This is a genomic window from Cerasicoccus maritimus (assembly GCA_031296935.1).
Classification (GTDB): domain Bacteria; phylum Verrucomicrobiota; class Verrucomicrobiia; order Opitutales; family Cerasicoccaceae; genus Cerasicoccus; species Cerasicoccus maritimus.
The window spans coordinates 1-25,227 of sequence record JAVDPD010000002.1 but is presented as its reverse complement, the minus strand read 5'-3'; the positions used below and the strand labels follow the sequence as shown (position 1 = coordinate 25,227).

Sequence of the window (25,227 nt, the reverse complement as noted above, 5' to 3'; positions counted from 1 at the left end):
AAGAAGTCCGAATGATGATGAATTCTGCATTCTGTTTTCGTCATTCCTCATTTCCATTAGGCGGTGACGGCTTCAGCCTTTTCGGCAGTTGCCTCACCAGTGTTGCGCCACGGCGGAGTGGCCAGCTTCCAGATCTTGTTCGAGGTCATGCGGTCGATGTCCTTGAAGAAGTTGATCGCGCCCTTGAAGCCGGCGTATGGACCACCGTAGTCGTAGGAGTGGAGCTGCTTACAAGGCACACCCATCTTTTCGACGATGTATTTGTCCTTAATGCCGGAGCCGATAACGTCGGGCTTGTAGAGCTCGATCAGTTTTTCCATTTCGTAGTGCGAAATGTCGTCGATCACGAGCGTGTCCTTGGCCATCTGGCGCATCATGCCTTCGTAGTCGCTGAACTCGAAACCGCTCTCTTCGAGGGACTTCTTCTTGACCGGCTTTTCGGCGTCGAAGCGAGTTTCGTCAGGCGTTACGGTGAGCTCTTCGATGTTGCGGCTGTCTGCGTCGATCTTGATGTTCGGCAGAACGTCGCGGCCTTCGTAGTCGTCGCGGTGAGCGAACTCGTAGCCAGCGGCGATCACCTTCATGCCCATGTCCTCGAAGAGGTCCTGGTAGTGGTGAGCGCGGCTGCCACCCACGAAGAGGGCTGCGGTCTTGCCAGTGGTGCGGGTCTTCACGTCTTCAACAACCGGGCGAACCTCGGCCATTTCCGCAGCGATGACTTCTTCGACGCGGTCGATCAGTTCCTTCTCACCGAAGTATTGAGCGATCTTGCGCAGGGACTTCTTCGTGCCTTCGAGGCCGATGAAATTCACCTTGAACCACGGGATGCCGAACTTTTCTTCCATCATCTCGGCCATGTAGTTGATCGAGCGGTGGCACATAACGACGTTGAGGTCGGCCATGTGGCAGTTCGTGATGTCATCGTAGCTGACGCCGCCGGAGAGGGTGCCGATGATCTTGATGCCGCAGAGGGCGAAGACACGGTCGATTTCCCAAGCGTCACCACCGATGTTGTATTCACCGAGGATGTTGATCTTATACTTGTGTTCGACCGGAGTGTCGTCGACGCCGATCATGTGCTTGAACACACCGTTGTTGGCGATGTGGTGACCAGCAGACTGGGACACACCCTTATAACCTTCGCAAGAGAAGCCAAAGATGTTGATACCGAGCTTTTCCTTCATCTTGCGGCAGACCGAGTGAATGTCGTCACCGATCAGACCAACCGGGCAAGTTGCGTAAACGCTGATCGCCTTGGGCTTGAACTCGTCGTAGGCTTCCTGGATCGCGGCTTCGAGCTGCTTTTCCCCACCGAAGACGATGTGGTCTTCCTGCATGTCGGTCGACATGCTGTATTGGAGGAAGTTGGTTTCACCCGGCTTGCGGATCTTGTTCATGTTACGACGTGAGAGCCAGCTATACCAGCCGCAGCCGATCGGACCGTGAGTGATGTGGAGGACGTCGTAGATCGGGCCGATGACCACACCCTTACAGCCAGCATAGGAGCAGCCGCGTTGGGTGATGATGCCAGGAACGGTCCGGCTGTTTGCTCCGATTTCCGCCGGCGTGCCGGGTTCTTCGTTAACGAGCATTTGCTTGCCGCGCTTGCGCTGAGTCTTCTTGGGATAAGCCTTCAGCATCTCTTCGCGGGCCTCCGCAGCGCTGGGACCGTGTGGTCCCATCGGGGAGTCATTTGTCGCTTCTTCGGACATTGAAATTACCTTTTTTTTGAATTTTGAATTATGAGTTATGAAGTATGAATTATGAAAAAGACCTGCTGTAGTGTTTTCATAATTCTGCATTCATAATTCTGAATTACTGAAACAGACCGTAGTCCATGAGGAGCTGCTCGAGCTCGTCGATCGAGAGCGGAGAAGGAATGACCTTCAATTCGTTGGCGTCGATGTTCTTGGCCAGAGTGCGGTATTCGTTCGCCTGCTTGCACTCCGGATTCCAGTCGATGACGGTCTTGCGGTTGATTTCCGCACGCTGCACGTCGTTGTCGCGCGGCACGAAGTGGATCATCTGGGTGCCGAGGCGCTTGGCGAATTCCTGGATCATTTCCGATTCGCGGTCGCAGTTACGGCTGTTGCAGATCAAACCACCAAGGCGGACGACGCCGGTTTCGGCGAACTTAAGGATGCCCTTACAGATGTTATTGGCAGCATACATTGCCATCATTTCGCCGGAGCAAACGATGTAGATTTCTTCGGCCTTACCTTCGCGGATCGGCATGGCGAAACCACCGCAAACAACGTCACCAAGAACGTCGTAAAAAACGTAATCGAGCTCCTGGTCTTCCTCGTATGCGCCGAGCTGCTCGAGCATGTTGATGGAAGTGATGATACCGCGACCAGCACAACCGACACCTGGCTCCGGGCCACCGGACTCTACGCAAAGGCTGCTGCAAAAGCCACCGCTGCGGATGTCTTCGAGTTCGACGTCTTCACCTTCTTCGCGAAGGGTGTCGAGCACCGAGCGTTGTGCGAGGCCACCGAGAAGGAGGCGAGTCGAGTCAGCCTTAGGGTCACATCCGACCACCATGACTTTTTTGCCCATCTCCGCGAGAGCGGCGACCGTGTTTTGCGTGGTAGTGGACTTGCCGATGCCGCCCTTGCCATAAATGGCCACCTTGCGCATGACCTTTTCTGTTTTCGTTTCCGTTTCTGGTTCGAGTGATGTTACCATGATATTGTTCTCCTGTGATTGGCGTTGAATTAGTTGGTTGAACGCCGCCCCTTGTAACACGCTGCATGCCAACTCGCCTCGACACATCCATAAGTCACTGTATAACAACGGCATAAAAACTTACTCGCAGTTTTAAGTGATTCTTACCCCTCCCCAAACGACCCCGAAAATCCGACATTTACGTTTTGCGTAGGCCCAAATCCTACAAAAATGTAGGAACTAAAACATTCATTAACGTTCGTTTTTCTAGGATTACGGCTCAGTAGATAACTGAATGGCAGAAATTTGATTCATGCCCCCTGAAGTTTAATCCCTGAATCCACTCTTCATCTGCTTTAACGGGCCGTTAAACTCTCTTATACATGGGGGCAGAGAGGAAGCTCGGCGCCCTACTAGCTCTATAGTAGCGACATGTCCAACTCACTAGAAGTAGATTGCCACGAAGCAGGATGCGCAATGTCCCGCGAAGGGCCTAGCTTGGAAATGCTCAACCATTCCACGGGGATTAGTTGTCGCTCGATTCAGGAACTCAGCCTCCTTTTTGCGATCAGCCAGACCCTGGAAAAAAGCTTCGACTTAACCGACATCGTCAAGCCGGTTCTTCAACGCATGCAGGACTTCATGGGCTTGGAGCGCGGCACCATCGCAGTCATTAACCGTGACACCGGCGAGTTTGTCCTTTCGGAAGCCATCGGTATTCCACGCGAAATAAAGCCCGAGGAATACCTGGAGTTTACCAGCAGTCAGCTGGAACAAGTCGTGGCAACCAAAGAGCCAGTAGTCGTCGCCGACATTGCACGCTGGGCCATTAACAACGGCGCTGATACCGAGGTAATGGATAAGCTCAATCTCAACGAAGGCGTTGGGCTCATCTGCGTGCCGCTTAAGTTTGAAGACCACATCATTGGCACGCTCAGCATCGAACGCCGGCGTAATCGTAACTTTGGCTTCGAGGCCGACCTGCGTTTGTTGTCAATGATCAGCTCGATCATTGCTCAAGCCGCGCGCGTGCGCCAAGACGCCGCCGAGCAGATTCAAAGTTTGCGCGCCGAGAACGATCGCCTCCAGGCCGAGATCGCCAACAACTTCCGCCCCTCGGGCATGATCGGCAACTCCGCCGAAATGCGCGGTGTCTATTTGCACGTGGAGCACGTCGCCTCCAGCGTGACCACGGTTCTGATTCGCGGCGAAAGCGGAACGGGCAAGGAGCTCGTTGCCAAGGCGCTCCACGAAAAAAGCCCGCGCAGCAAGCGTCCGTTTGTTAAGTTTAACTGCGCCGCCCTCCCCGACTCTATTATTGAAAGCGAATTGTTCGGCCACGAGAAAGGCGCCTTTACCGGCGCGCTCGCCATGCGTAAAGGCCGTTTCGAAACTGCCAATGGCGGCACCATCTTCCTCGATGAAATTGGCGACATCTCCCCAACCACCCAAGTGAAGCTCCTGCGCGTCTTGCAGGAAAAAGAATTTGAGCGTGTTGGCAGTCAGGAAACCATACACACCGACGTGCGCGTGATCGCCGCGACCAGTCGCAACCTCGAGCAAATGATTGCCGACGGCACGTTCCGCGAGGACTTGTATTACCGCCTCAACGTGTTCCCGGTTTATATGCCGCCGCTGCGCAGCCGCAAGTGCGACATCCTCCTGCTGGCCGATCACTTCATTGAAAAGTATTCGCGCCAAATGGGCTCCAAGCCAGTCCGTATTTCATCAGCCGCCATCGATTTGCTGATGAGCTACTACTGGCCAGGCAATGTCCGCGAGCTGGAAAACTGCATCGAGCGCGCAGTCATTTTGTCCAAGGGCCAATCGATCAAGGCGCACCATTTACCACCCACTCTTTATAAGAAGGACGCCGTCGAAAGTGCCGCCGTCGCCACGCTCGAAGAAGCCGTGCAGGCCTTGGAACGCGAAATGATCGTCGACGCCCTGAAAGAAACTGGCAGCAACATGGCGGAAGCCGCGCGTCGCCTCGGGTTGACGGAGCGCAAGATCGGCCTGCGCGTAAAGAAATACGACATCACGCCGGGCAACTTTAAGAACTAAGCCGAAGCGACGCTCACTGATCGCGCTTCAATCGCCCGCCACGCCATTGGTCGGGACTGCAACCGAACTTATTCTTAAAGGCGCGGGAGAATGCGCTGGCGCTTTGGTAGCCACAAGCCTCGCCGACGACCTCGAGTTTTTGCCAGTGGTCCGTCATCAAATGAATCGCGCGCTGCAAACGCAACTGATCAAAAGCCTGCTTGGGCGAAGTCTGCATCACCGCGTGAAAGAGCCGCCGCAAGTGCGCCGGCGAAACCCCCGCTGCGCTGGCCACTTCTTCCTGGCTGGGATTAAACTGCATGTGCTGGTTAAACCAACTCAGCGCACGATCCACCCGCTCGCGTTGTAAGCGATCCTGCGCGGAAATCTCGGCGGGGTTTTCCGCGCACACCAGCAAACTCAGCTCCAGTAACAAATGCTCATGCCGCAGCGTCATGTCTGGCCGAGGCGAGCGCCACGTGATGTCCACCTTTTGCGCCAGTTCGCGGATACGCTGGCACTGCGCCGCGCTAAGCGGAAACTCCTGACACTGCACCTTGGTAAAACGCTGCTTCACCAGCTCGGGAATCGACAAGAAATGAAAAACGGCCACCTCCGCTTCTTCATCTGGTTTACCTGTCCAGCCATGCTCGTGCTCCGGTGCTGACAGCCACAAAAGTCGCGAGCGAAATTGCGGTTCGCAGTCTGGAATCCTCATGCCGATTGAGCCCTTCAACACTGCTTGAAACTCCCAATAATAACGGCGATAAATCGGAATCGGGTTTTCTCCATAGCGACGTGCGCCAATTCCGAGGTAGCAAAGCATCTAGCGACTTTCTCAGCATGAGCGAAAATGTCAAATCCCCCTTTCATGCTCACACGATAAGGATCGCCAATCCGCTTGAATATTGTTTCACTCAGGTCGGCTTGTTTCGCGATCCACATGGGAACACCATGCAGGTAAATCGGACCCCACCCCCAGAAGATGAAACAACTACTTTCTCTAATCATCCTCCTTGGCCTCGCGCCAACTCTCTTCGCGCAAAGCGCCTCCAAGATTACCAAGCAAGGTTTGCTCTCCGTTGGCGATACCCAATGGGGCGCGCTCTACATGAATGAGAAATGGCGCCCGTATTCTCAGCAGCAATTTTTCAAGTCAACGAGTTCCAACGCGACACACTTCGAAGGCGCATTCGTGGAAAAAAGCGGCGCACACTTGTTTAACTTCACGATCGATTACGCGAGCCGCCGCGACAGCTACGACATCACTTGCCAAGTCAAGAGCGACAAGCCGCTAACCACGAACATGCTCGCCTATCAAAGCGCGCTCGATGTGAAGTTGTTCTCCGGCGCAAGCGTCGTCATCGATGGCCAGGCTGTCACGCTTCCCATTGAATACACGGGCGAGTCCAATCTTGCCATCAAGCAAGCGCGCACGCTCGAAGTGCCCACCACTGCCGGTGCCCTCACCTTCCGCGGACAGTTCATGGTGCAAGTCGTCGACGGACGTAAGTTCGGCGGATCGGACTTCTTTGTCCGTATGCTTTTCAATCCCAGCAAGGGCGACATCACCACGAGCACTTTCACCGCAAACGCTTCCTTTGAGCCCCACTACTTCAAGGAGCTCTCGCTCCAAGGTGCCGCCAACCGAACTTTTGACGACCAAGTAGCAGGCGACGGCCAAGGCGGCTGGACTGACCAAGGTCCACAACAAGACCTTGCAGCCTTCGCGGCCAAACCAGAGTTCGCAGGCAATGTCCCCTTCGATGTCAAAACCAATGGCAACGGCGTGATCGTCATCTCCAAAGACGCCAGCCGCGCTCCGGTTGCCAGCGCCACCATCGATGCACAAAACGGAACGATTATTACCCCCTATCTTTACCTGCTCCACGCCTCCGCTTATACTTGGGGAACCGTGGGCGAAATTTTCGTCCACTACGCTGACGGTTCAACACAAAGCATCCTCGTTAAAAACAGTGAAGACGTCGGCAACTGGTGGAACCCGAACAAGTCGCCCAACGCCGCCGTTGTCTGGAGCCACTCAAATGGTCAGGCCAACACTGGAATTTACTTATCACGTTTTGATCTGGAAGATAAGCCGCTCAAGAGCATTACGTTTAACTCTGGCAACGATTCGATCTGGATGATTGCTGGCGCAACTGTCAGCAAATCGAAGGTCGCATTGCCACAGCCCGACTTCTTCGAAATCACTGCGGGCAAAGACTGGGCACCGATCGATACACCGATGACCGTCATCCCGGGAAGCGCCTTGGATTTTTCCAATTGGACTCCCTCACCCGCTGGAAACAAAGGCCCGGTTATCACGACGCCAGATGGACACTTTGCATTCCAAAGTGAGCCCAACAAGCCCGTACGTTTCTTTGGCAGTAACATTAACTTCTCCGCTAATTTTTTGCCGAAAAACGAGTCCGACGCCCTCGCCCTCCGCATGCGCCAGATGGGCTACAACGCCGTCCGCATTCACCACTACGATGTGCTCCTGGCCGGCGGCTGGAATCCCGACAGCTACACCATCGACGAGTCGCAACTCGACCGTCTCGACTACCTCTTCAGCGTCATGAAGCAGCAGGGGCTCTACATCTCCACCGACCTCTACACGATCCGCCGCCTGCGCAATGACGACCTCAAAGAATTCAACGGCAACAACGCGGCAACCTACAAAGCCCTGGTGCCGATTTCCAAAGCTGCGATGGATGACTGGAAGCGTTTTACCCGCGATTTCCTCACTCATAAAAATCCTTACACCGGCCTGACCTGGGCCGAAGACCCGGCGCTGTTTTCAATTTGCCCCGTCAACGAAGACACCATCTGGTCGGCCATACGCGGAGACAAGCAAGTGCGCGATCTCTACATTGCCGACTTTAAAAACTGGCTAAAAGACAACCCACGACCCGCCGCCAATGACTCGCAACTCAATGCCGCGTTCAACGAATACATTGCGCTCAAGCACATTGAGGCCGACGCCGAAATGGCGCGCTTCCTCAAAGAAGACCTGAAGGTCAAAGCGCTGCTCACCGGCAACAACTGGAAGGACTACTACGCGCAAACCCCGATCCGCAGCGAGTATGACTACGTGGACAACCATGCGTATTGGGATCACCCAAACTTCCCGCATGGCCCGTGGAACTTCCCCTACAGTTTCTCTCAGCGCAGCGTCGTGCAAAATCTCGCTGACGTGCCGCGCCGTATGTTCCTGACGCGCATCGAAGGGCTGCCCTTCATGGTTACGGAGTTTAACTACTGCTACCCGAACCAATACCGCGGCGAAGGCGGCCCCGTATTCGGCGCATACTCTGCATTGCAAAGCTACGACGCACTCTTCCGCTTTGCCTGGGCGCACGACCGTAAGTTCGTGGTCGCGCCGGAGCCCGCCCTCGGCATGGACATCGCTCAAGACCCTATCGACCTCCTCACCGAGCACATCATCGGCATGTTCTGGTTTCGTGGCGACATGCCCAGCTTTGAAGAAGAGGCCGTACTCGTAGTCAACGATCAGCTGGCCTACGGAGACCAAGGCGGTGCCGCTCGCAAAGCAACCGCCGAAGACAGCGTTTATAAAAACACCACTATCGACGCCTCTGCTCTCGGCAAGACGCCCCCCAGCATCAAGGACCAATACTCCCTGCTCGGCCTGACCAAGAAAATTTCCTCACGCTACGATGCCGATGCAAACAGCGCGCAGCTCAATACCGAGTTCCAGCAACAGCAACCACAGAGCCGCTATGAATCCGAACTCAAGGATGCGCGCGTCATACTTGAAAAAACCGGAGACTTCCTGGCGGAAACTTTGCAAAGCAAAGCTTTGGTTATTGCGAAAGATTCACTCGACCCAAGCTTTGTTAAAAACGTCACCGGCGGCCCAACCACGGTATTCGTGGGCTCCATTGATGACAAGCCGCTGTCTGAATCCGAGCGCCTGCTCGTCCTTCACTTGACCAACGTCTTAAGCGAAGGCATGCGCTTCGGCGAACCCGGCATGTATAGCCTGCTCGACGCCGGCACCGGCCAAAAGCTCGTCAAGCGTGGCAGCGCTGAAATCACGATTCCCAATCAGTTTGGCAAAGTGCAGATCTTCGCGATCGGACTCGACGGTAAGCGCCTAGCCGAGACAGCGTTCACCACGAACACCGACGGCCAAATCAGCTTCAAAGCGGAAACCATCAGCGAGGGTCGCCCCCCCGCGCTTGCTTACGAGATCGTTCGCTCGGCCCATTAAGTCGACTCATACGAAAGCAAGGAAGCGGGTTTGACGTCCGACGCTTCGCACGTAATTTGGCGCAATGAGTTTGCGCATTTATGTGGACTTTAAGATGCCCTCCGAAGCCCGACGTTGGTTGGAAAACAACGTCGGCGAGCATGAGCTGATCTTCCCTGAAAGGCCGATGACCACCGTGCTCGCCAACGTAGCGACGGACCCGCAGATCCAAACGGCGGACATCGCCTTCGGGCAGCCCAATGTGCAAGCCATCGAGCAAGCCGCAAACCTGCGCTGGCTCAGCATCAGCTCTTCCGGCATGACGCGCTACGACAACGACGCTTTCCGCGCCCTCATGCAGCAGCGGCAAACGCTCGTTACCCACAGCGCCACGGTTTACAACCGCGCCTGCGCACTCCACGCTTTCAGCTTCATGCTGGCCGAGGCGCGCAAGCTCCCCGAGGCGCTGGAGACCCGCGTGGCGCATTCCCACCCCGGCTGGCCGGACATCCGTTCGCGCTCGACCCTGCTCGAAGGCGACAGCGTGCTGATCGTTGGCTACGGAGCGATTGGGCGCAGACTGGCCGAGCTACTTGAGCCGCTGGGCATGACGATTAAAGGCTACCGGCGGACCCCGCGCGGCGATGAGAGCATCCCGATGGTTACGGCCGAGGAATATCCCTTCGCACTAGCGTCTGCGGACCACGTGATCAACATCCTGCCCGAAAGCGACGCCACAAAAAATTTCTTCAACGCCCGCAGCTTCGCTACGATGAAATACGGCGCCGTGTTTTACAACATCGGTCGCGGCACCACCGTCGACCAGGACGCGCTGGCGGAGTTTCTCTTGTTTAAGAAACTCAAGGCCGCATGGCTCGACGTGACCACTCCTGAGCCGTTACCACGCGGGCACATGCTGCTATCCCTGCCTAACTGCCACGTAACCCCGCACATCGCCGGCGGCCATCGCGGCGAGCACCTGACGCTCATCCGCCACTTCATCGACAACCTGCGCCGTTTTGAGCGCGGCGAGGCGCTGGTGGATCAGGTGATGTAAATGCGTTGGCCTAATTGAGCGGCTGGAACTGCGGATCCACGCCACCTTGCCAGCAGGTTGAAGCTGGCCAGCGGAGATGCTGGCCGCTGCCACGACAGTAAGATAGACTACGGCAGCCAGGGATACTTTTTAAAGTCGGGCTTCTGCTTGTTGACGTAAGACTGGTGGCCTTCTTCGCCTTGCTCGGTCAGGTAGTAGAGCAGCGTGGCGTTGCCCGCGAGCTCCTGAATGCCGGCCTGGCCGTCGAGCTCGGCGTTGAACGCGCTCTTGAGGCAGCGAATGGCGAGCGGGCTGTGCTTCATCACGTCGCGGCCCCAGGCAATGCCTTCTGCTTCGAGTTGCTCGTAGGGGACAACCTTGTTGACGAGGCCCATGTCAAGGGCTTCCTGCGCGTTGTATTGACGGCAGAGATACCAAATTTCGCGCGCCTTCTTTTGGCCCACATGACGCGCCAAGTAACTGGAGCCGAAGCCGCCGTCGAAGCTGCCGACCTTGGGGCCAGTCTGGCCGAAGATGGCGTTGTCCGCAGCGATGGTCATGTCGCAAATCACGTGGAGCACGTGGCCGCCGCCAATGGAGAAGCCCGCCACGAGCGCGATCACCACCTTGGGCATCGAGCGGATGAGCTTCTGCAGGTCGAGCACGTTGAGGCGCGGCACGCCGTCCTTACCCTGATAGCCGCCGGCCTTGTTGCCGCGGATGGTCTGGTCGCCACCGGAGCAAAAGGCGAACTTGCCGTCGGTCTGCGGATTCTGGCCACAGAGCAGCACGCAGCCGATCTCGGGGTCTTCGCGCGCATCGGTGAAGGCCTCGATCATTTCCATGACCGTATCGGGCGTGAACGCGTTGCGGCGATGCGGGCGGTTGATGGTTACCTTGGCAATGCCCTCACCGGGCAGCTTGTGGTAAAGTATTTCTTCAAAGGGCTTTACTTGAATCCAGTCGCTCATGGCAAAAGTGGGTTTTTGAAAACAGAAAGATCGGGAAGAACGGAAAGTCAACCTTGTCGCAACTTCCGCTCTTCCCGATCTTCCAGTTAAAATAGTAAGCTTACTCGCAGACCTTGGCGTAGGCGTCGGCGTCGAGGAGCTCGGGCGCTTCGGAGTCGTCGATCTTGATCTTGATCATCCAGCCGTCGCCGTAAGGGTCGGTGTTGACGAGCTCGGGCTCGCCGTCGAGTGCTTCATTAATCGCAACGACTTCGCCGGTAACGGGCGCATAGAGGTCGGATGCGGCCTTGACGGACTCCACAGTACCGAAGGTGTCGCCCTTCTCGATGGTGTCGCCCACGGCGGGCAGCTCGACGAAAGTAATGTCTCCCAGGCTGGTTTGCGCGTGGTCGGTGATGCCGATGGTGGCAGAGCCGTCAGCCTCCGCGCGGAGCCATTCGTGTTCTTCGGTGTATTTGAGATCGGCCGGAATGTTGGACATGGAAGCAGAAGTACAGGTTAAGATTCAAAGGATAAAGTTTAAAGAAACCTCTCCCGCAAAAAGAATGCTGCCCAAGTGCGGGCAGAACCGCTTACGCAGCCTTCTTGTTCTTCATCTGGTCCACGCGAGTCACGCGGAAGAGGCACAGCGCCAACCAGGCAAAGCCAGCCATGACCGTGGAGGTGTAGGCCGTGAAAAGGAACTTGTAGAACTCCTCGTAAAACGGCACGTGCGGCGGAATCACGACGAAGAAGAAGAACAGGAACACCACGCCGCAGATCGCGATATCGATCAAGGCGCCCAGAGGTGTCACGAGTTTGCGGTTTTCGATTTCCATACCAAAGTCGGGCAGTATGGGGAAAATAGAGAGGCCCGGTCAACGCGAAAAAAGCGCGAATCGAGCCTCCTATTAGCTAAACTATAAAATAGTTTTCGCGAGATCAGACGCGACAGGCCTGCATCCAGGTTTTGGCCATCAAACCGTGGCCAGCAGGGGTCGGGTGGACGCCGTCACTGGCCCAATAGCCCATCTCCTGGCGGCTGGCGGCGGCGGCAAAAGCACCGTCGAACGGCACGAAAATCGCGTTGTATTCGCGGGCCAGCTTGCGGGCAACGTGGATTTTCGGGTCCAGGTCCACACGCCAGGCCGCGCGGTCTTCGGGAATCGGCAGCAGGAAGGGCTCGCAGATGACGAGCTGCTCCACCTTGTCTTTCACGCGGTCGAGGAGGCCGCGATAGCCTGCCTCGTATTCCTCGGCGGAGGTCGGGTCGTTGCTGTCGAAGCCGCGCCAGCAGTCGTTGACACCGATCAGGATCGATAGCCAGTCCGGCTTCATGTCGATGCAGTCTTCTTCCCAGCGGGCCGCAAGGTCCTTCACGCGATTGCCCGAGATGCCCTTGTTGAAAAACTTGAGGTTTGCCTCGGGGTAGCGTGCGCCCAGCAGAGATGCGACGATGCTCGCGTAGCCCTTGCCCAGGCAGTCAACGTAGTCCTTATTCCGGTTGCAATCAGTGATGCTGTCACCTTGGAAAAGAATCGTTTGTCCTTCTTTAAATGGATGTCCCATGCCTAATGATCAGCGCAAAATGATGCTGGCGAAAAGCCTTTTCTTCCCTAAATTAGGCAAACACTACGCATTCAGATTGAAAAGTTTTGAAAGGTATAACCACGGCTAACGTCTGATAGTCCACTGCGCCATCATCCAAACACTATCGCATTTTCAATATGCCTGACATTGTCGAAGACAACATCGCGTGCCTGCGCCAAGGCCTGGAACTGCTTCAGGAGCTCACGGACGAAACGTTCACCCAACCCTGCGAGCCTTGTTTCTCCAGCACCATCGGCCAGCACCTGCGCCACAATATTGACCACGCCTATTGCTTCCTGAAAGGCATGCCCCAAGGACACATCGACTACGATACCCGCGCCCGCGACCCGCAGTTGGAAACCGACGTCGCCTACGCCAGCGCCGCTCTGGATGAGCTCGCCAAAGAGCTGGGCACGGTCACCGAGGCCGACCTCGACAAGCCCGTGACGGTGATCATGGACTCCGGCGCCGCCTTGCCCGTCCCGGCCAAGTCCACCGTCCGCCGCGAGCTGCAATTTCTCCTCAGCCACACCGTCCACCACTACGCACTGATCAACGTGATCCGCCGCATCCAAGGTGGCGCGACCCCGAAAAACTTCGGCGTGGCGCCGTCCACCATCAAACACCAACTCGCGGACTGATCATGTGCACGGCGACTTGGTGGAGCGGCGCAAACGGCTACGAACTCTTCTTCAACCGGGATGAGCTCAAGACCCGCGCCCTGGGCCTCCCGCCGACCCAACAACTCGTCAATGGCGTGCGCTTCCTCGCGCCCAAGGACCCCACCGGCGGCGGCACGTGGCTGCTCGTCAATGAGTTTGGCCTGACGATTTGCCTGATCAACCAATACCCGGACAACCCGCGCTCGCCCGCGCCCATGCGCATCAGCCGTGGGCAACTGGTCCGCAGTTTGGCCGACTGCCCTGATGCGGACGCCGTGCGCCGGCGTATCTCGGCGACCAGTCTCACCTGCTACGAAGCCTTTCTGCTCATCGCAATCGGGCCCGAGCGCACCGGGCAAACCTTCACTTGGGACACCCGCGCACTGTCGATGCAAACCGTCACCCAGGCCCAGCCGTTCACGTCATCCAGCCACTTGCCCGATGAAGTGCTCCGCAGTCGGCGTCGGCGCTTTGGCGAGCTAGTCCGCCTCCGTGACGGCGACCCGACGCCCGACGACCTTCGCGCCTTCCACGAGCATTACGCGCCCGCGACCAGCGCCCATTCCGTCTTCATGTCCCGCAGCGACGCCAGCACCGTGAGCCTCACCCATGTGGTGGTCGGCCAGGAAACGATCACGCTCGAATACGCGCCCCGCATACCCGGCGCCTTCCAATTCGACCGCGCGCGCAGCCTGCAACTCCCCCGCCGCCAAGCCTGCGTCGCCTAGCCAGCGTCCCGCTGGACCGATAAATGACGACGACTTTAAAGGTAGGGACGGTTGCCCCCAACCGTCCGCGTTTCAAAATGTGGCCCATGATCATGAACGGACGGTTGAGGGCAACCGTCCCTACCCTTTTCTGATGCCGCGTAAACACCCATATCGGCGCTGGCTCTGGGTCGCGTTTTTGTTGCTGCTGGCGGCGTCGACTATCGTGCGTTGGCGCTTGCCCAACGAAGGCGAGCTCCTGCCCGATCAGCAACGCATTCCCTTGCCCGAATACGCCGATGGCGAGCCCACTGGCCGCGACATCCAAATTGCTTATCGCGACTTGCCCGCCAATGATCCCGACGCGCCAACGCTAGTCCTCATCCACGGCAGCCCGATGGGCTCCAAGGCGATGGACCAACTCATTGCCGAGCTGCGGGGGCAGTATCGCCTGATCGTGCCTGACCTGCCTGGCTTCGGCGGCTCGACCATCGACATTGCCGACTACTCCGTCGAAACGCATGCCACCAACGTGCGCGACCTGCTTGACATGCTGGAGGTCAACCAAGCGCACCTCGTCGGCTACAGTCAGGGGGGCGGGGTCATCCTCAACCTTGAGCAAATCGCGCCCGAACGCGTGGCGTCGATGACCATGCTGGCGAGCATCGGTGTGCAGGAGCTGGAGCTGCTCGGCGACTACACGCTCAACCACGCGCTTTACTCAACGCAGTGGCTCGGCCTGTGGACGCTGCAAAACTTTTTCCCGCACTTCGGCTACATGGACCACGGCCTGATCAACGTCGCCTACGCCCGCAACTTCAGCGACACCGATCAACGCCCACTGCGTGGCATCCTCGAAAACTACGACGGTCCGCTGCTGATTCTCCACGGCGAAAAGGACGTCATGGTCCCTTTTGCTGCCGCCACCGAACACGCCCGCATCGCGCCGCAAGCCTCGCTCAAAACGCTGCCCGATGAAGGCCACATGATTCCCTTCACGCATCAAGATTGGGCCGCCGGACGCATTAGCGAATTCGTCGAAACGGTCGAGCGTAGCGAAGCCAAGGTCCGCAGCCAACTGAGCCCGGAGCAACTCGCCGCCGCGCAGGCCAACGCCACACCTCCAGAGCCCGCCCGCGGTTGGGGCCTCGTGTTTTACTTCGTCGTGCTGATCATCGGTTCGTTCATTTCGGAAGACCTCTCGTGCATCGCCGCGGGCATCCTTGCTTCACAAGGCGTCATCGATTTTTGGTCGGCGACCATTGCAAGTTTGCTCGGCATCTTCCTGGGCGACGTCGGGCTCTACGCGCTCGGTCGCTGGCTGGGGCACCCATCGCTGCATCGCGCACCGATGAAGTGGTTCCTCAAAGAGCAGGACCTCGAAGCCGCCGAAGAGTGGTTTAAACGTCGCGGCCCGGCGCTGATCCTCATCACGCGCTTCATCCCGGGCTCGCGTCTGCCCACCTACTTTGCGGCCGGTGTGCTGCGTGCGCCGTTTGGCCAATTTACGTTTTACCTGATGATCGCCGCCGTCGTGTGGACGCCGATTCTTGTCGGCGCCTCGATGTTCCTCGGGCAGACGTTTCTCGACTTTTTTGCACGCTTCGAAAAGTGGGCGCCGCTGCTTTTTCTCGGCTTCATCATCACCATGCTTTGCATCACAAAGTTAGTGACGCCGCTCATGACTTGGGAAGGCCGACGTCTCATGCTGGGCAAATGGCGACGCGCGACGCGCTGGGAGTTCTGGCCATTCTGGGCCGTCTATCCGCCGGTCATCGCGAGCATTCTTTGGCAGGGCTTAAAGCATCGCGCCCCGGCGCTATTCACGCTGAGTAATCCCGCGATGCCGATGGGCGGATTAGTCGAAGAGTCGAAGTCCGACATCCTGCGCGGGCTGGCTGGAGCCGGCGATGCGATTGGCCTCTGGACCCTTCTGCCGCCCGAGCCCGCCGCCGAACGCCTCGCGAAACTCGATGCGTTTTTTGCGAAGGAAAACCTCAGCTATCCCGTTGCGCTGAAGCCCGACATCGGGCAACGCGGCGAAGGCGTGGCGATCATTAAAAACCGCGCGCAAGCCGAGGATTATTTAACGCGTTGTCCGCAGCCGGTCATTGCGCAGGAGTTCCTGCCCGGCCATGAATACGGCGTGTTTTATTACCGCTTGCCCAACGAAAAAACGGGCGTCACCTGGGGCATTACGGACAAGCGTTTTACGAGCGTGACCGGCGATGGCGAACATTCGCTGCGCCACCTGATCCTCGCTGACGACCGCGCCGTTTGCTCCGCGCCGCACTTTCTTAAGAAGCACATCAAGCATCTCAACGATGTGCCCGCGAAAGGCGAAAAGTTCGTCCTCGCCGAGTTGGGCACGCATTGCCGCGGCGCGGTGTTTCTCGATGGCTCGCACTTGATCACGCCCGAGCTCAGCGCCCGTGTCGATGCCGTGAGCCAGCACTACGCAGGCTTTTACTTTGGCCGCTACGATGTGCGCGCCGAAAGCGAAGCCGCGCTCCAGCGTGGCGAGTTTCGGGTGATCGAGCTCAACGGCGTTTCCTCCGAAGCCACCTGGATTTACGATCCCAAGCACGGCGCGCCATTCGGCTGGAAGACGCTCATTGCGCAATGGAGAATAGCATTCCAAATCGGCGCGCAAAACCGCGCCAATGGCATCGCGCCCGACAAGACCATCGACGTCATCCGCCTGATCATCCACCAGCGCGGACTCGAAGTTTTCGAGGCGTGAGGTCGAGAGAGAGTGCCTTCATTAAATGAAGGCCTGGAGGGCAACGCTTCGTCGTTGCCGCAGTCGCTTTTTGGCGACGCTACTTTCGAGCCAGCAGAGTAACCCGCAGGTTGCGGCAACGACGAAGCGTTGCCCTCCAGAAGATATCAGAACGAATAACAGCATTCCATTCCCCAGAAGCTCCAGCAGGGGGCGGGGGGGGGGTAAAACCCGGAAAATTTTATATCAAAGAACACAGCTCCGCCCGCCTGCGCATGGGGATGCGTCGCAAGAGCGGATGAACGCGCCGTTGTGTCGCGCGCATAAACGCCCATGCCCGGAGGGGAAGCTGGCATAATCGGGCGCGGAGTTGGGCCGCGCTGAAGCATCGATTTGCTAGATCGACTCTTCAGGCGGCATTAAAATCTACGGGCGTCGCGCGGCTGGTTGCTGTCACCAAGTCGGCCGGCGAATGGGCCCGCGTCACGATTCCAAATCCACGCCGCGAACGAATCCGCTCCCGGCGACATGGGCTCGACTAACCACCCCGCTACGGCGGGTGGCGGCTTTCCAGTGGAGGTTGATTTGATGGGTTCATGCCGAATATTTTACCATGCCTCCTCAACTCCAGCAATGACTCAGCTGGCTACACAGGCTCAGTTGGTTCAGTTGGCTCGGTGGGGCACTTTTTCTGACTCACATCGAATATCCGGCGCCACTGAGAGCTACTCACTAATAGTGAAAGCCACTGACTAATACTCACTCGTGCTCAGTGGTGCCGAAAGCGCCCGCGATGCCCCGAAAAGCGGATCGCCCAGAATTTTTTTTGAAAAAATATTCGCGCCTGCGCTGCCTCGCGTGAAGCATCCGTCTAGCTGAAGTGAGCGCACACCATCCATCTCCTAATTTTGCCGTGATCAACGGCGCGCAGATCCACTATGAGCTAAGTGGCGCGGGCGAGGCGCTGGTATTGATTCATGGCAACACGCTGGACTTGCGGATGTGGGCGCCGCAAGTGGAGGCGTTGTCCCGGCGCTTCCAAGTGCTGCGTTATGACCTGCGTGGCTTTGGAAAATCGTCGCTGCCCACTGGCCCCTACTCGCATGCGGGCGACCTCATGGCGCTGCTGGATCACTGCGGCATCCGGCAAGCGCACGTGCTCGGGCTGTCGCGCGGTGGCCTCATCGCGGCGGAGTTTGCGCTGACTTATCCCGAAGCGGTGAAGCGACTCATCCTCGCCGACGCCGGCATCAACGGCTACCCGTGGAAGGCGTTTGCGGAGTTCAATGCGGAGGTCGTTCAGTTCGCGCAAACGCAAGGCGTCGACGCAGCGCGCAAACATTGGCTGAGCAGCGGCCTCTTTGCCCCAGCGCTGGCCAATGAGCAACTGGCACCAACAGTCCGCAAAATCGTCGGGGACTACTCCGGCTGGCACTGGCTTCATGCAGACCCGCAGCGGCTCGTAGCACCATCGGCGCTCGAACAACTTTCATCGATCCAAACCCCGACACTCGTCATGGTCGGCGAGCACGAAATCCCGGAGTTTCAGGATGTGGTCAACATCACGCATCAGCGCATTCCCAATGCAAAAATGGTGACGTTGCCCGGTGTCGGCCATTTGACGAATCTTGAAGCGCCCGATGCGTTTAATGACCACGTGATCGAATTCCTTACCTTACGCCATTAAATTAAAACAGAGTTTCTTGTGTTGTTTTGAGTCATTTTGCATTTATTTTAATTTACCACACAAATTGACACTAATAGGGAATTCAGCACGATGCACAAACTTCATCACCCAGGCATCGGCGCCGCCATCATTCCATTCATTTTCCAGCGTCGTAACCGCAAGTAAACGCGTAATAAAAAACGCCGGCTGGGATTTACCAACCGGCGCTTTGCTCAAAGCATTGGTTGCTTAATCGAGCGAACGCTCCCACGTACCGGAGAAGCCACCGACGAGCAGGCTGTTTGTGTGCGGGTTATACGTGATCGAATACATGCCGCAGAGCGGGAGATCGTCGGAGAGGTCTTCGATGACCACGCTGCCGCCGGTTTCGAAGGTGACTTTGAACACGCAGGGCAAGCCCGCGGCGCCTGTCGTTACGTAAACCACGCGGTCGTCAAACGGATCGGCGGCGAGGTCGGTGATCATGTTTATTTGATCGCTGTCCACGCCGGGGATGTCCGTTTGGTGCGGCATGAAGTCGGCCTGCACGTAGGGGAAGTTGTTCGCAACAATCTGCCCCGTGAAGTCGAAGCGCGTGATGAGCTGGCCGTACTGCGTGCCGACGTAAGTCTCGCCATTGTCGATGGCCTCAGCGCCGAAGACGATGTTTTCATTGGCCGGAGAAACGGCCGCCAGACCACTGCCGGTGAGGCTCTTCACGTTAAACGGCCACTTGAACAAGCGATACCACGCGTAGCCGCTGGCCTTCGTGGGATCAGGCTCACCGCGGACAAGCTCGTTGGAGCCATCAGCGCGTAGCGCGTAGAGCGTCGGCGAGTCGGGATTGCGTTCACCGTTGCCCGTGCTGGCACCAAAGACAGCGTAGATCTTGCCGTCCTGCGGCGCTTCGTAGCCAGTCGTTTGATTGCGGTCGGCATAGGCGTCAATCTTCGCCCAGCTCGTGGCAGCGGCGTTGGTGTTATAAAGGCAGCCGAGGAAGGCACGCGGGGTGAGCCCGCCCTGCCCGTCCGGGATGCGCACATATACTCCGCCCGCCGCTGATCCGCCACCGATGAAGTGGCTTGGGTCCGTCGAAGCAACGCTCCAGCTGGCGCCGCCATCGGTGGTCAGCGCGGCCTTCAGCTTTGCGCCCGTATAATAGCCCATGATAGCAACGGCCATTTCTGAATTGTCCGGGTTGACGACCACGTTACCCGCGCTGCTCCAGTAGAATTCATCTACGGCGGCGGAGCTGCTCGTGCCGCGCGGAACGGTGCCCAACGCATCGAAGCTGGCGCCGGCATTGTGCGTGCGGCCGATGCCCACATCGTTCCAAGGGAACCACATGTTGTTCGGGTCGTTGTCGTCGATGTAGATGCCGTTCATGCCCAACTGCACGGCGAAGCCGGTGTAGCCATAGCCGGTCTGACGCCATCCCGGTTCGCCGTCCACCTGGTCGCCGCCGCTGTTGGTTTTCCAGAACGTTGCGGTGCCAAAGGCGGCAACGTCGCTCGCGTCGTTCGGGTTGTAGCCATAGCCGGCGTGCGCGCCGAAGGGTGCCTTTTTATAAGTGAGCAAGGCATCGCGTTTGGCGAAGTCGGCATCCATGCCATCAGCCTCGCCATAGCGTCGCCAGATCGGCGTTGCGCCATCCCACACAAGGCGCCACACATAGCTCGCCGTCGACATGAAACCAAGCGCGGGCACGGTGCGATTCACACCGCCGTCGTCGATCGTCGTCATGTGCCCGGCACCATCGAATGGCGTCACGGCCATGATCATGTCGTCGGTAAACCAGGAGCTCCACGTTGCGGCGGAGCCCGTCGATTTCTGGCCTGCCATCTCCACCCAAGTCGGGCTGCCGGAGAGTGCGTTGACCGAGCGATACGGACGATCCCAACGCCGCGCAGCCCAGACTTCGTTCGGGTCGGTCGGGTTGATGTAAATGGAGACGATACCGCCTTCGTAGCCGGTGTTCGGCGCAGTGATCAGCGGCACGCTGTAATCGATAGCGGCACCGAGTGCATTGGCCTGAATTTCGCGGCGGAAGAGGCCCGACGAATTCCCGTAAACGAAGTAGTCCACGCCGTTGTCGGTAAACGTCGTTGCCGTGTAATACAGCAGCTCGTTCGTATCGCTGACGAGTTGCGTGGCCGTCGGCGTAGAGCCGTCGCGTGGGTCGGTGATTTTCCAGATGCCGCTGCCGTCAATGCACGCATACCAATCGGTCGCGTTCACGCCGACGACAGGCGCCATCATCGTGCGCCACAAGCGGTAGGTTGCGGTGTGCGAATTTTCGCTCGGCCACGAGATCAGCAGCTCCCAGTTTTGGCCGCCGTCGGCGCTGTAGTAAACGCCCTCTTGGTTTACCAGCGCATCGGCGAAATCCGCGCCGCTGCTGGCGGGCACATAGCAATGCGCGTAGATCTTGAGCGGGTCCGTCGGGTCCACGACGAGCGATGAAAAACCGTGCGCGAAGAGACCGGCGTCGCGGTTTTTAATCCACGACACGCCGCCGTCCGGGCTATACCACGAGCCGCCCACATCGATGCCCGCGTAAACGTAATCCGGGTTCGACACCGAGCGCGCAAAACCGCGCGGGTGTTGCTCGCCTTCACCGCCACCGAGCGGATCAGTCAACTCGCCTTCGGCGAGGATTTCAATCGGCGCCCAGGCGTATTGCGGCGCACTCCCGACATCGATGATCACCTGGCTCAATTGGAAGAGGCTGTAAGACGCGTCGTCCGTATCCGACATCGTGTAAACGATGCCGGCCTTGGTGATGTCGTTGAGCACGAGGCTGCTGAACGAACCACCAGTGAACTCCAGCTCTTCAACGCTGGCTGGGTTCCACGCGGCCCATTGAACGGCGGTGGCGTCAGGCAGCTCCACATCTGTCCAGTCGGTCGTCAGGTCGAAGGTCGCGCTGGACACATAAACCGTGCCGCCACTCACGACTGCGTAGCGAAACTCGGCGCTGAAGTTGGCGTCTTCGTCGCGGCCAAGCATGGCCTGCACCCGCATCGCGGCGAGCTCTTCAGCGGGCGCAGCGTTGACGTCGAACAACAAGGCGCCAAACGCGTCGTCCGGCGTGAAGACGGAGCTGTCACTGGGCAAACGCACCTGTAGCACATCTGTGCCGGGCTGCGTCCATATATCATCGATCCACTTGAGCGTGGTCAGCCAGGAGTTTGAGGTATCGTCGGCGCGGGCATTATCACGCCAAGCCGCGGCGCCGTAAATCGCGGGCGAGTTTTCACCGGCAAAAGTGTTGCCATTGGTCAGATCGAAGAACTGCGAGCCGCTGGTGATGCTGTCCATATCGGTGTAGCGATAGTAGGCGCCGCCGGGCGTGGCGTCGCGGTAGCCACTGGTCGCGGTGATGCTTGGCCCCGCGGTGACGTAGTTAATATTCACGCCATCGAAGGCCGCGTAAGTTGCGGTAACCGCGAGTGGCGCAGACGGGCCATTCGTGACGACCACTACACCCGCGTCGGGCACGGCGTCGACCAGCGCGTAGTTGACGCCCTCGTGTTCGACCAAGCGCGCATTGACCGGCGCGCCGGCTTGCGTGGCCTCGATCGCGGTCCAGGTTTCATCGACGCGGAGCTTTACCGTCAGCGGAATATCGAAGATCGTGTCGTCCATCGCATCACTGACCGTAAACTCGATTTGCTCCGGGCCCACGAGCGTGATGCTGAGCGCCGACGACTCGCGCTGCTGCGCATACTTCGCGACCTCGGTAAACGACGCCACGTAGAATTCGTCCTCGTGCGCCTTCACCCAGTCGAGCGTTTCCAACACTGTGGCCTGCGAGCTCGACACACCGTGGTTGAGCGAGATACACCAACCGCGATGTCCCGAGTAAAGGTAGCTGCGCGGGTCATTGTAGCGGGCAAACAATTGCCCGGGCTCGCCGTCGACGAGGGCATTCGAGCCGAGCATATTCGTTTCCAGAAAATCCATCAAGTGCACCGGCGATACCCCGCCCCGCACACCGCGCGCGGCGATGAGGTGATCGGCAATGACCGCGCGGTAATCATGCAGACCGTCTTCGCTTTCGGTGGCGCCCCACGGGTAAGCGAACGACAAAACGTCGTTGCCCGTGGCTCCTTCGAGCGCGGCCTTGGTCAGCAGGATTTCGTTTTCATACTCAGTGGCCGTGAGCACGTTCATGTCGCTGGTGCCATGTAGTTGCACGTCATGCCCGGCGGCGGCCATCTGCCCCCACTCGGCGAGCGTCCCATAGTAGCTGGTGTTGTTGCCCACAGTGTCGGTGTAGACATCCCACACGAACGGATGTACGATGACAAACCACGTGATCTGCCAGCCATAGGTGTCGGCGACGCTTTGCCAGAATGGCCAGTCCGGCTTGTTGTTGTCATCAACGGTGATGCTGTAGGCGGCAAACTTTCCATCGCGCCACAGCGTTACGTGGCCCTCACCGTAGTTGGCCGGCCAACGTTTATCGTAGTCCGGCGAACCGCTGGTAAACTCGTCATACGAGTCGTAGCGGGTGCCATCGGCGGGCATGTCGAGGTTGAGCAGTTGGGATTGCGCAACGGCCGTCGTGGCAGTTGCCCAGAGCGATACAGACAGCATCCAAACAGGCAGGGCCCGAGTAGCGCGGGCCGCCAAGACATCAGGTAACTTCATGGCGAGTGGGGGTTAACGAGGTTCACAAACTCAGGGGGAGATTGCTGCCGCAGAGTTTAACAAAACGCAGGCAATTCGTGAATGCACCAGCCCAAGGCCAAGCATACACTTTTCCGGCCTAGCGCGTTAAGAAATTTTTAAAGACACCTGGAATCGCCACTTGGAAATCCCGGAGGTATAAATATTCAAACTGCGTAAACAATAATATTTTATACACACAAAACCTTGCATTGCCCCAAACGGGTTCCATGATCCTGCCCCATGTCGAAGAGCGAAGATGTCAGTTTCGGAGAGTGGGTGGTGGTGCATATCCTCTTGGCCATCCCTTTGCTTAACATCGTCATGTTGCTGTATTGGTCGTTTGCGTATAATACGAAGACTTCGCTGCAGAATTATGCACGCAGCTTCATCATCTTCTATGCGCCCCTTACGATTATCATCCTTGGGCTGCTGGCGACGATGGCAATTCCGGCCTATCATAAAGTCCGTCAGCAATCACGAGAGCAGGCGTTGGTCAACACTCAGCGCGTCATGAACGCCGACGACACGCAGTCCGAATACCGAATTTTCACGGCCAACGATGGACGCACGATGGAGGCAAAAATCATCGATATCGACGGGGACCGAATCACCATCGAACGCATCGATGGCCAGGTTTTCACCACCTCGATCTCAATCTACACCGAAGCCGATATTGACTACATCAATCGGCTGCGCGGCGCGATGTTTAGCGAATAGCGGCTAGCGGGCCGTTCATGATCTTCGTTCACGCTTGCCAGCGGCGCTGAGCTGCGTTTCGCTATCTCGCTAATTTTCCCATGAAATACACGCCTGACAAACCGCTGATTTACGGAGAGACCCTTGAGTCCCTGCGCGAGCGCCTCGTGGCCAGCGGTGAAAAGCCCTTCCGCGCCGGGCAGATCATGGACTGGCTCTACAAGAAGCGCGCCAGCTCAGCCGAGGACATGACCAACCTCAGCAAGCCGCTCCGCGCCTGGCTCGCCGAGACTTTTGAGTTCACGCCCGCCACGCCCGTGCTCGACAAGCGCTCTGGCGACGTGACGGATAAGCTCCTCCTCCAGCTCGGCGACCGTTCGCTCATCGAAACCGTCATCATCCGCGCCCCGCAAAAAGGCGTTGGGCAGGATAAGTCGCGCAAGACGATTTGCATCTCCACGCAGGTGGGCTGCGCGTTTGGGTGTAAGTTTTGCGCGAGTGGCCTCGCCGGTTGGAAGCGGGATTTGCACACGGGCGAAATCGTTGCGCAGTTCATCGAAGTCTGCCGACGCGAAGACCCCAACACCCCGCGCGCCAGCGAAGAGTTGGCCAGCTTTGACAACCTCGTTGTCATGGGCATGGGCGAGCCACTTGCGAATTACGACGCACTCATGCGCGCGCTGACGATCCTCAACGCCGAGTGGGGCCTCAACTTCGGCGCGCGCCGCATCACGATTTCCACGTCCGGCCTCGTGCCGCGCATTTACGACCTGGCCGACGAACCAATGGGCTTCCGCCTCGCGCTTTCGCTCCACGGCGCCACCGACGAAGTCCGCGAGCAGATCATGCCCGTCAACCGCAAGTGGCCGCTCAAGGAACTGCTGCCTGCGGCCAAGGCGTTCTCTGAAAAGCACGGCCGGATGATCACCCTGGAATTCATCCTGATCCAGGACATCAACGACTCGCTTGATCAAGCGCAGCGCCTCGCCAAGATCGCCCGCAACCTGCATGCGCACGTCAACCTGATCCCCTACAACACCGTGCAGGGCCTGGACTGGATTCGCCCCAGCGAAGCGCAGCAGGACGCCTTTGTGCAAGTGCTCCACGAAGCTGGCGTCTCCGCCACATTGCGCCGTGAAAAGGGCCACGACATCAATGCCGCCTGCGGCCAACTCCGCCTCCAGGAAGAGCGCGAGCGCGGCCAGATTGAGCCCGTGCCAGCGAAGGGTTAGCGAAGCGCAATGGTAGGGACGGTTGCCACAACCGTCCGCAACCTGAGTTGGACTATGGATGAAACCGGACGGTTGACGGCAACCGTCCCTACCCGACGAAGCAATGCCACGACATCAATGCCGCCTGCGGCCAACTCCGCCTCCAGGAAGAGCGCGAGCGCGGCCAGATCGAGCCCGTACCCGCGAAGGGTTAGCGAAGCGCGATGGTAGGGACGGTTGCCACAACCGTCCGCAACGTGAGTTGGACTATAGAGGAAACCGGACGGTTGAGGGCAACCGTCCCTAACCGACGAAGCAATGCCACGACATCAATGCCGCCTGCGGCCAACTCCGCCTCCAGGAAGAGCGCGAGCGCGGCCAGAT

Annotated in this window: 18 protein-coding genes; 9 read left to right on the top strand and 9 right to left on the bottom strand. The window is 58.2% G+C overall.

The genetic code is table 11. The annotated features are described in order from the left end of the window. Nucleotides 1–56: 56 nt before the first annotated feature. Both nifD and nifH read right to left on the bottom strand, forming a co-directional pair. Nucleotides 57–1,712, bottom strand: coding sequence for a nitrogenase molybdenum-iron protein alpha chain (gene nifD / locus RBB62_RS00610; protein ID WP_309395989.1), 1,656 nt, complete (start codon nt 1,710–1,712; stop codon nt 57–59). Between the two features lie 103 nt (nt 1,713–1,815). Then, a complete protein-coding gene (gene nifH / locus RBB62_RS00605) occupies nt 1,816–2,640 on the bottom strand; it encodes a nitrogenase iron protein (RefSeq protein WP_343219060.1) in 825 nt (274 codons plus the stop codon). 459 nt (nt 2,641–3,099) lie between these two features. Between nifH and RBB62_RS00600 the strand changes: the two genes are divergently transcribed. After that, complete coding sequence (locus RBB62_RS00600) at nt 3,100–4,731, top strand: sigma-54 interaction domain-containing protein (protein WP_309395984.1); 1,632 nt, start codon at nt 3,100–3,102, stop codon at nt 4,729–4,731. A gap of 13 nt (nt 4,732–4,744) precedes the next feature. Here the strand turns inward: RBB62_RS00600 and RBB62_RS00595 are convergent, their stop codons facing one another. Continuing rightward, nucleotides 4,745–5,536, bottom strand: coding sequence for a helix-turn-helix domain-containing protein (locus RBB62_RS00595; protein WP_309395982.1), 792 nt, complete (start codon nt 5,534–5,536; stop codon nt 4,745–4,747). Nucleotides 5,537–5,695: 159 nt separating this feature from the next. On the opposite strand from RBB62_RS00595, the gene RBB62_RS00590 reads away from it, so the two are divergent. Together RBB62_RS00590 and RBB62_RS00585 are read left to right on the top strand one after the other, a co-directional pair. Beyond that, the gene (locus RBB62_RS00590; RefSeq protein ID WP_309395980.1) at nt 5,696–8,947 is read left to right on the top strand and encodes a hypothetical protein; all 3,252 of its coding nucleotides are present in this window, start codon (nt 5,696–5,698) and stop codon (nt 8,945–8,947) included. Between the two features lie 64 nt (nt 8,948–9,011). Then, nucleotides 9,012–9,983, top strand: coding sequence for a D-2-hydroxyacid dehydrogenase (locus RBB62_RS00585; protein ID WP_309395978.1), 972 nt, complete (start codon nt 9,012–9,014; stop codon nt 9,981–9,983). 107 nt (nt 9,984–10,090) lie between these two features. Here RBB62_RS00585 and menB read toward each other — a convergent pair whose 3' ends face one another. From menB to RBB62_RS00565, 4 genes are all read right to left on the bottom strand, one after another. Beyond that, the gene (menB, locus tag RBB62_RS00580) at nt 10,091–10,933 is read right to left on the bottom strand and encodes a 1,4-dihydroxy-2-naphthoyl-CoA synthase (protein ID WP_309395976.1); all 843 of its coding nucleotides are present in this window, start codon (nt 10,931–10,933) and stop codon (nt 10,091–10,093) included. Between the two features lie 100 nt (nt 10,934–11,033). After that, nucleotides 11,034–11,414 carry a glycine cleavage system protein GcvH gene (gene gcvH / locus RBB62_RS00575; RefSeq protein ID WP_309395974.1) on the bottom strand — a complete coding sequence of 127 codons (381 nt, stop codon included), beginning with the start codon at nt 11,412–11,414 and terminating at the stop codon, nt 11,034–11,036. A gap of 91 nt (nt 11,415–11,505) precedes the next feature. Further along, a complete protein-coding gene (locus RBB62_RS00570; RefSeq protein WP_309395973.1) occupies nt 11,506–11,751 on the bottom strand; it encodes a hypothetical protein in 246 nt (81 codons plus the stop codon). A 103-nt stretch (nt 11,752–11,854) separates the two neighbouring features. Continuing rightward, the gene (locus tag RBB62_RS00565) at nt 11,855–12,481 is read right to left on the bottom strand and encodes an SGNH/GDSL hydrolase family protein (RefSeq protein WP_309395972.1); all 627 of its coding nucleotides are present in this window, start codon (nt 12,479–12,481) and stop codon (nt 11,855–11,857) included. 158 nt (nt 12,482–12,639) lie between these two features. Between RBB62_RS00565 and RBB62_RS00560 the strand changes: the two genes are divergently transcribed. The 4 genes from RBB62_RS00560 (at nt 12,640) to RBB62_RS00545 (ending at nt 18,280) form a co-directional block, all read left to right on the top strand. Beyond that, nucleotides 12,640–13,143, top strand: coding sequence for a DinB family protein (locus RBB62_RS00560; RefSeq protein ID WP_309395971.1), 504 nt, complete (start codon nt 12,640–12,642; stop codon nt 13,141–13,143). A 2-nt stretch (nt 13,144–13,145) separates the two neighbouring features. Then, entirely contained in the window at nt 13,146–13,892 is a 747-nt protein-coding gene (locus tag RBB62_RS00555) for an NRDE family protein (RefSeq protein WP_309395970.1), read from the top strand. A gap of 133 nt (nt 13,893–14,025) precedes the next feature. Next, entirely contained in the window at nt 14,026–16,614 is a 2,589-nt protein-coding gene (locus tag RBB62_RS00550; RefSeq protein ID WP_309395969.1) for an alpha/beta fold hydrolase, read from the top strand. A gap of 859 nt (nt 16,615–17,473) precedes the next feature. Beyond that, complete coding sequence (locus RBB62_RS00545) at nt 17,474–18,280, top strand: alpha/beta fold hydrolase (RefSeq protein ID WP_309395968.1); 807 nt, start codon at nt 17,474–17,476, stop codon at nt 18,278–18,280. A gap of 42 nt (nt 18,281–18,322) precedes the next feature. Here RBB62_RS00545 and RBB62_RS00540 read toward each other — a convergent pair whose 3' ends face one another. Both RBB62_RS00540 and RBB62_RS00535 read right to left on the bottom strand, forming a co-directional pair. Continuing rightward, nucleotides 18,323–18,496 (bottom strand): hypothetical protein, encoded by a 174-nt coding sequence (locus tag RBB62_RS00540; RefSeq protein WP_309395967.1) that lies wholly within the window; start codon nt 18,494–18,496, stop codon nt 18,323–18,325. Between the two features lie 12 nt (nt 18,497–18,508). Then, nucleotides 18,509–22,915 carry a polysaccharide deacetylase family protein gene (locus RBB62_RS00535; RefSeq protein WP_309395965.1) on the bottom strand — a complete coding sequence of 1,469 codons (4,407 nt, stop codon included), beginning with the start codon at nt 22,913–22,915 and terminating at the stop codon, nt 18,509–18,511. A 261-nt stretch (nt 22,916–23,176) separates the two neighbouring features. Between RBB62_RS00535 and RBB62_RS00530 the strand changes: the two genes are divergently transcribed. Both RBB62_RS00530 and rlmN read left to right on the top strand, forming a co-directional pair. Then, entirely contained in the window at nt 23,177–23,653 is a 477-nt protein-coding gene (locus RBB62_RS00530) for a hypothetical protein (RefSeq protein WP_309395963.1), read from the top strand. An 80-nt stretch (nt 23,654–23,733) separates the two neighbouring features. Further along, nucleotides 23,734–24,864 carry a dual-specificity RNA methyltransferase RlmN gene (gene rlmN / locus RBB62_RS00525; protein ID WP_309395961.1) on the top strand — a complete coding sequence of 377 codons (1,131 nt, stop codon included), beginning with the start codon at nt 23,734–23,736 and terminating at the stop codon, nt 24,862–24,864. Nucleotides 24,865–25,227 lie beyond the last annotated feature (363 nt).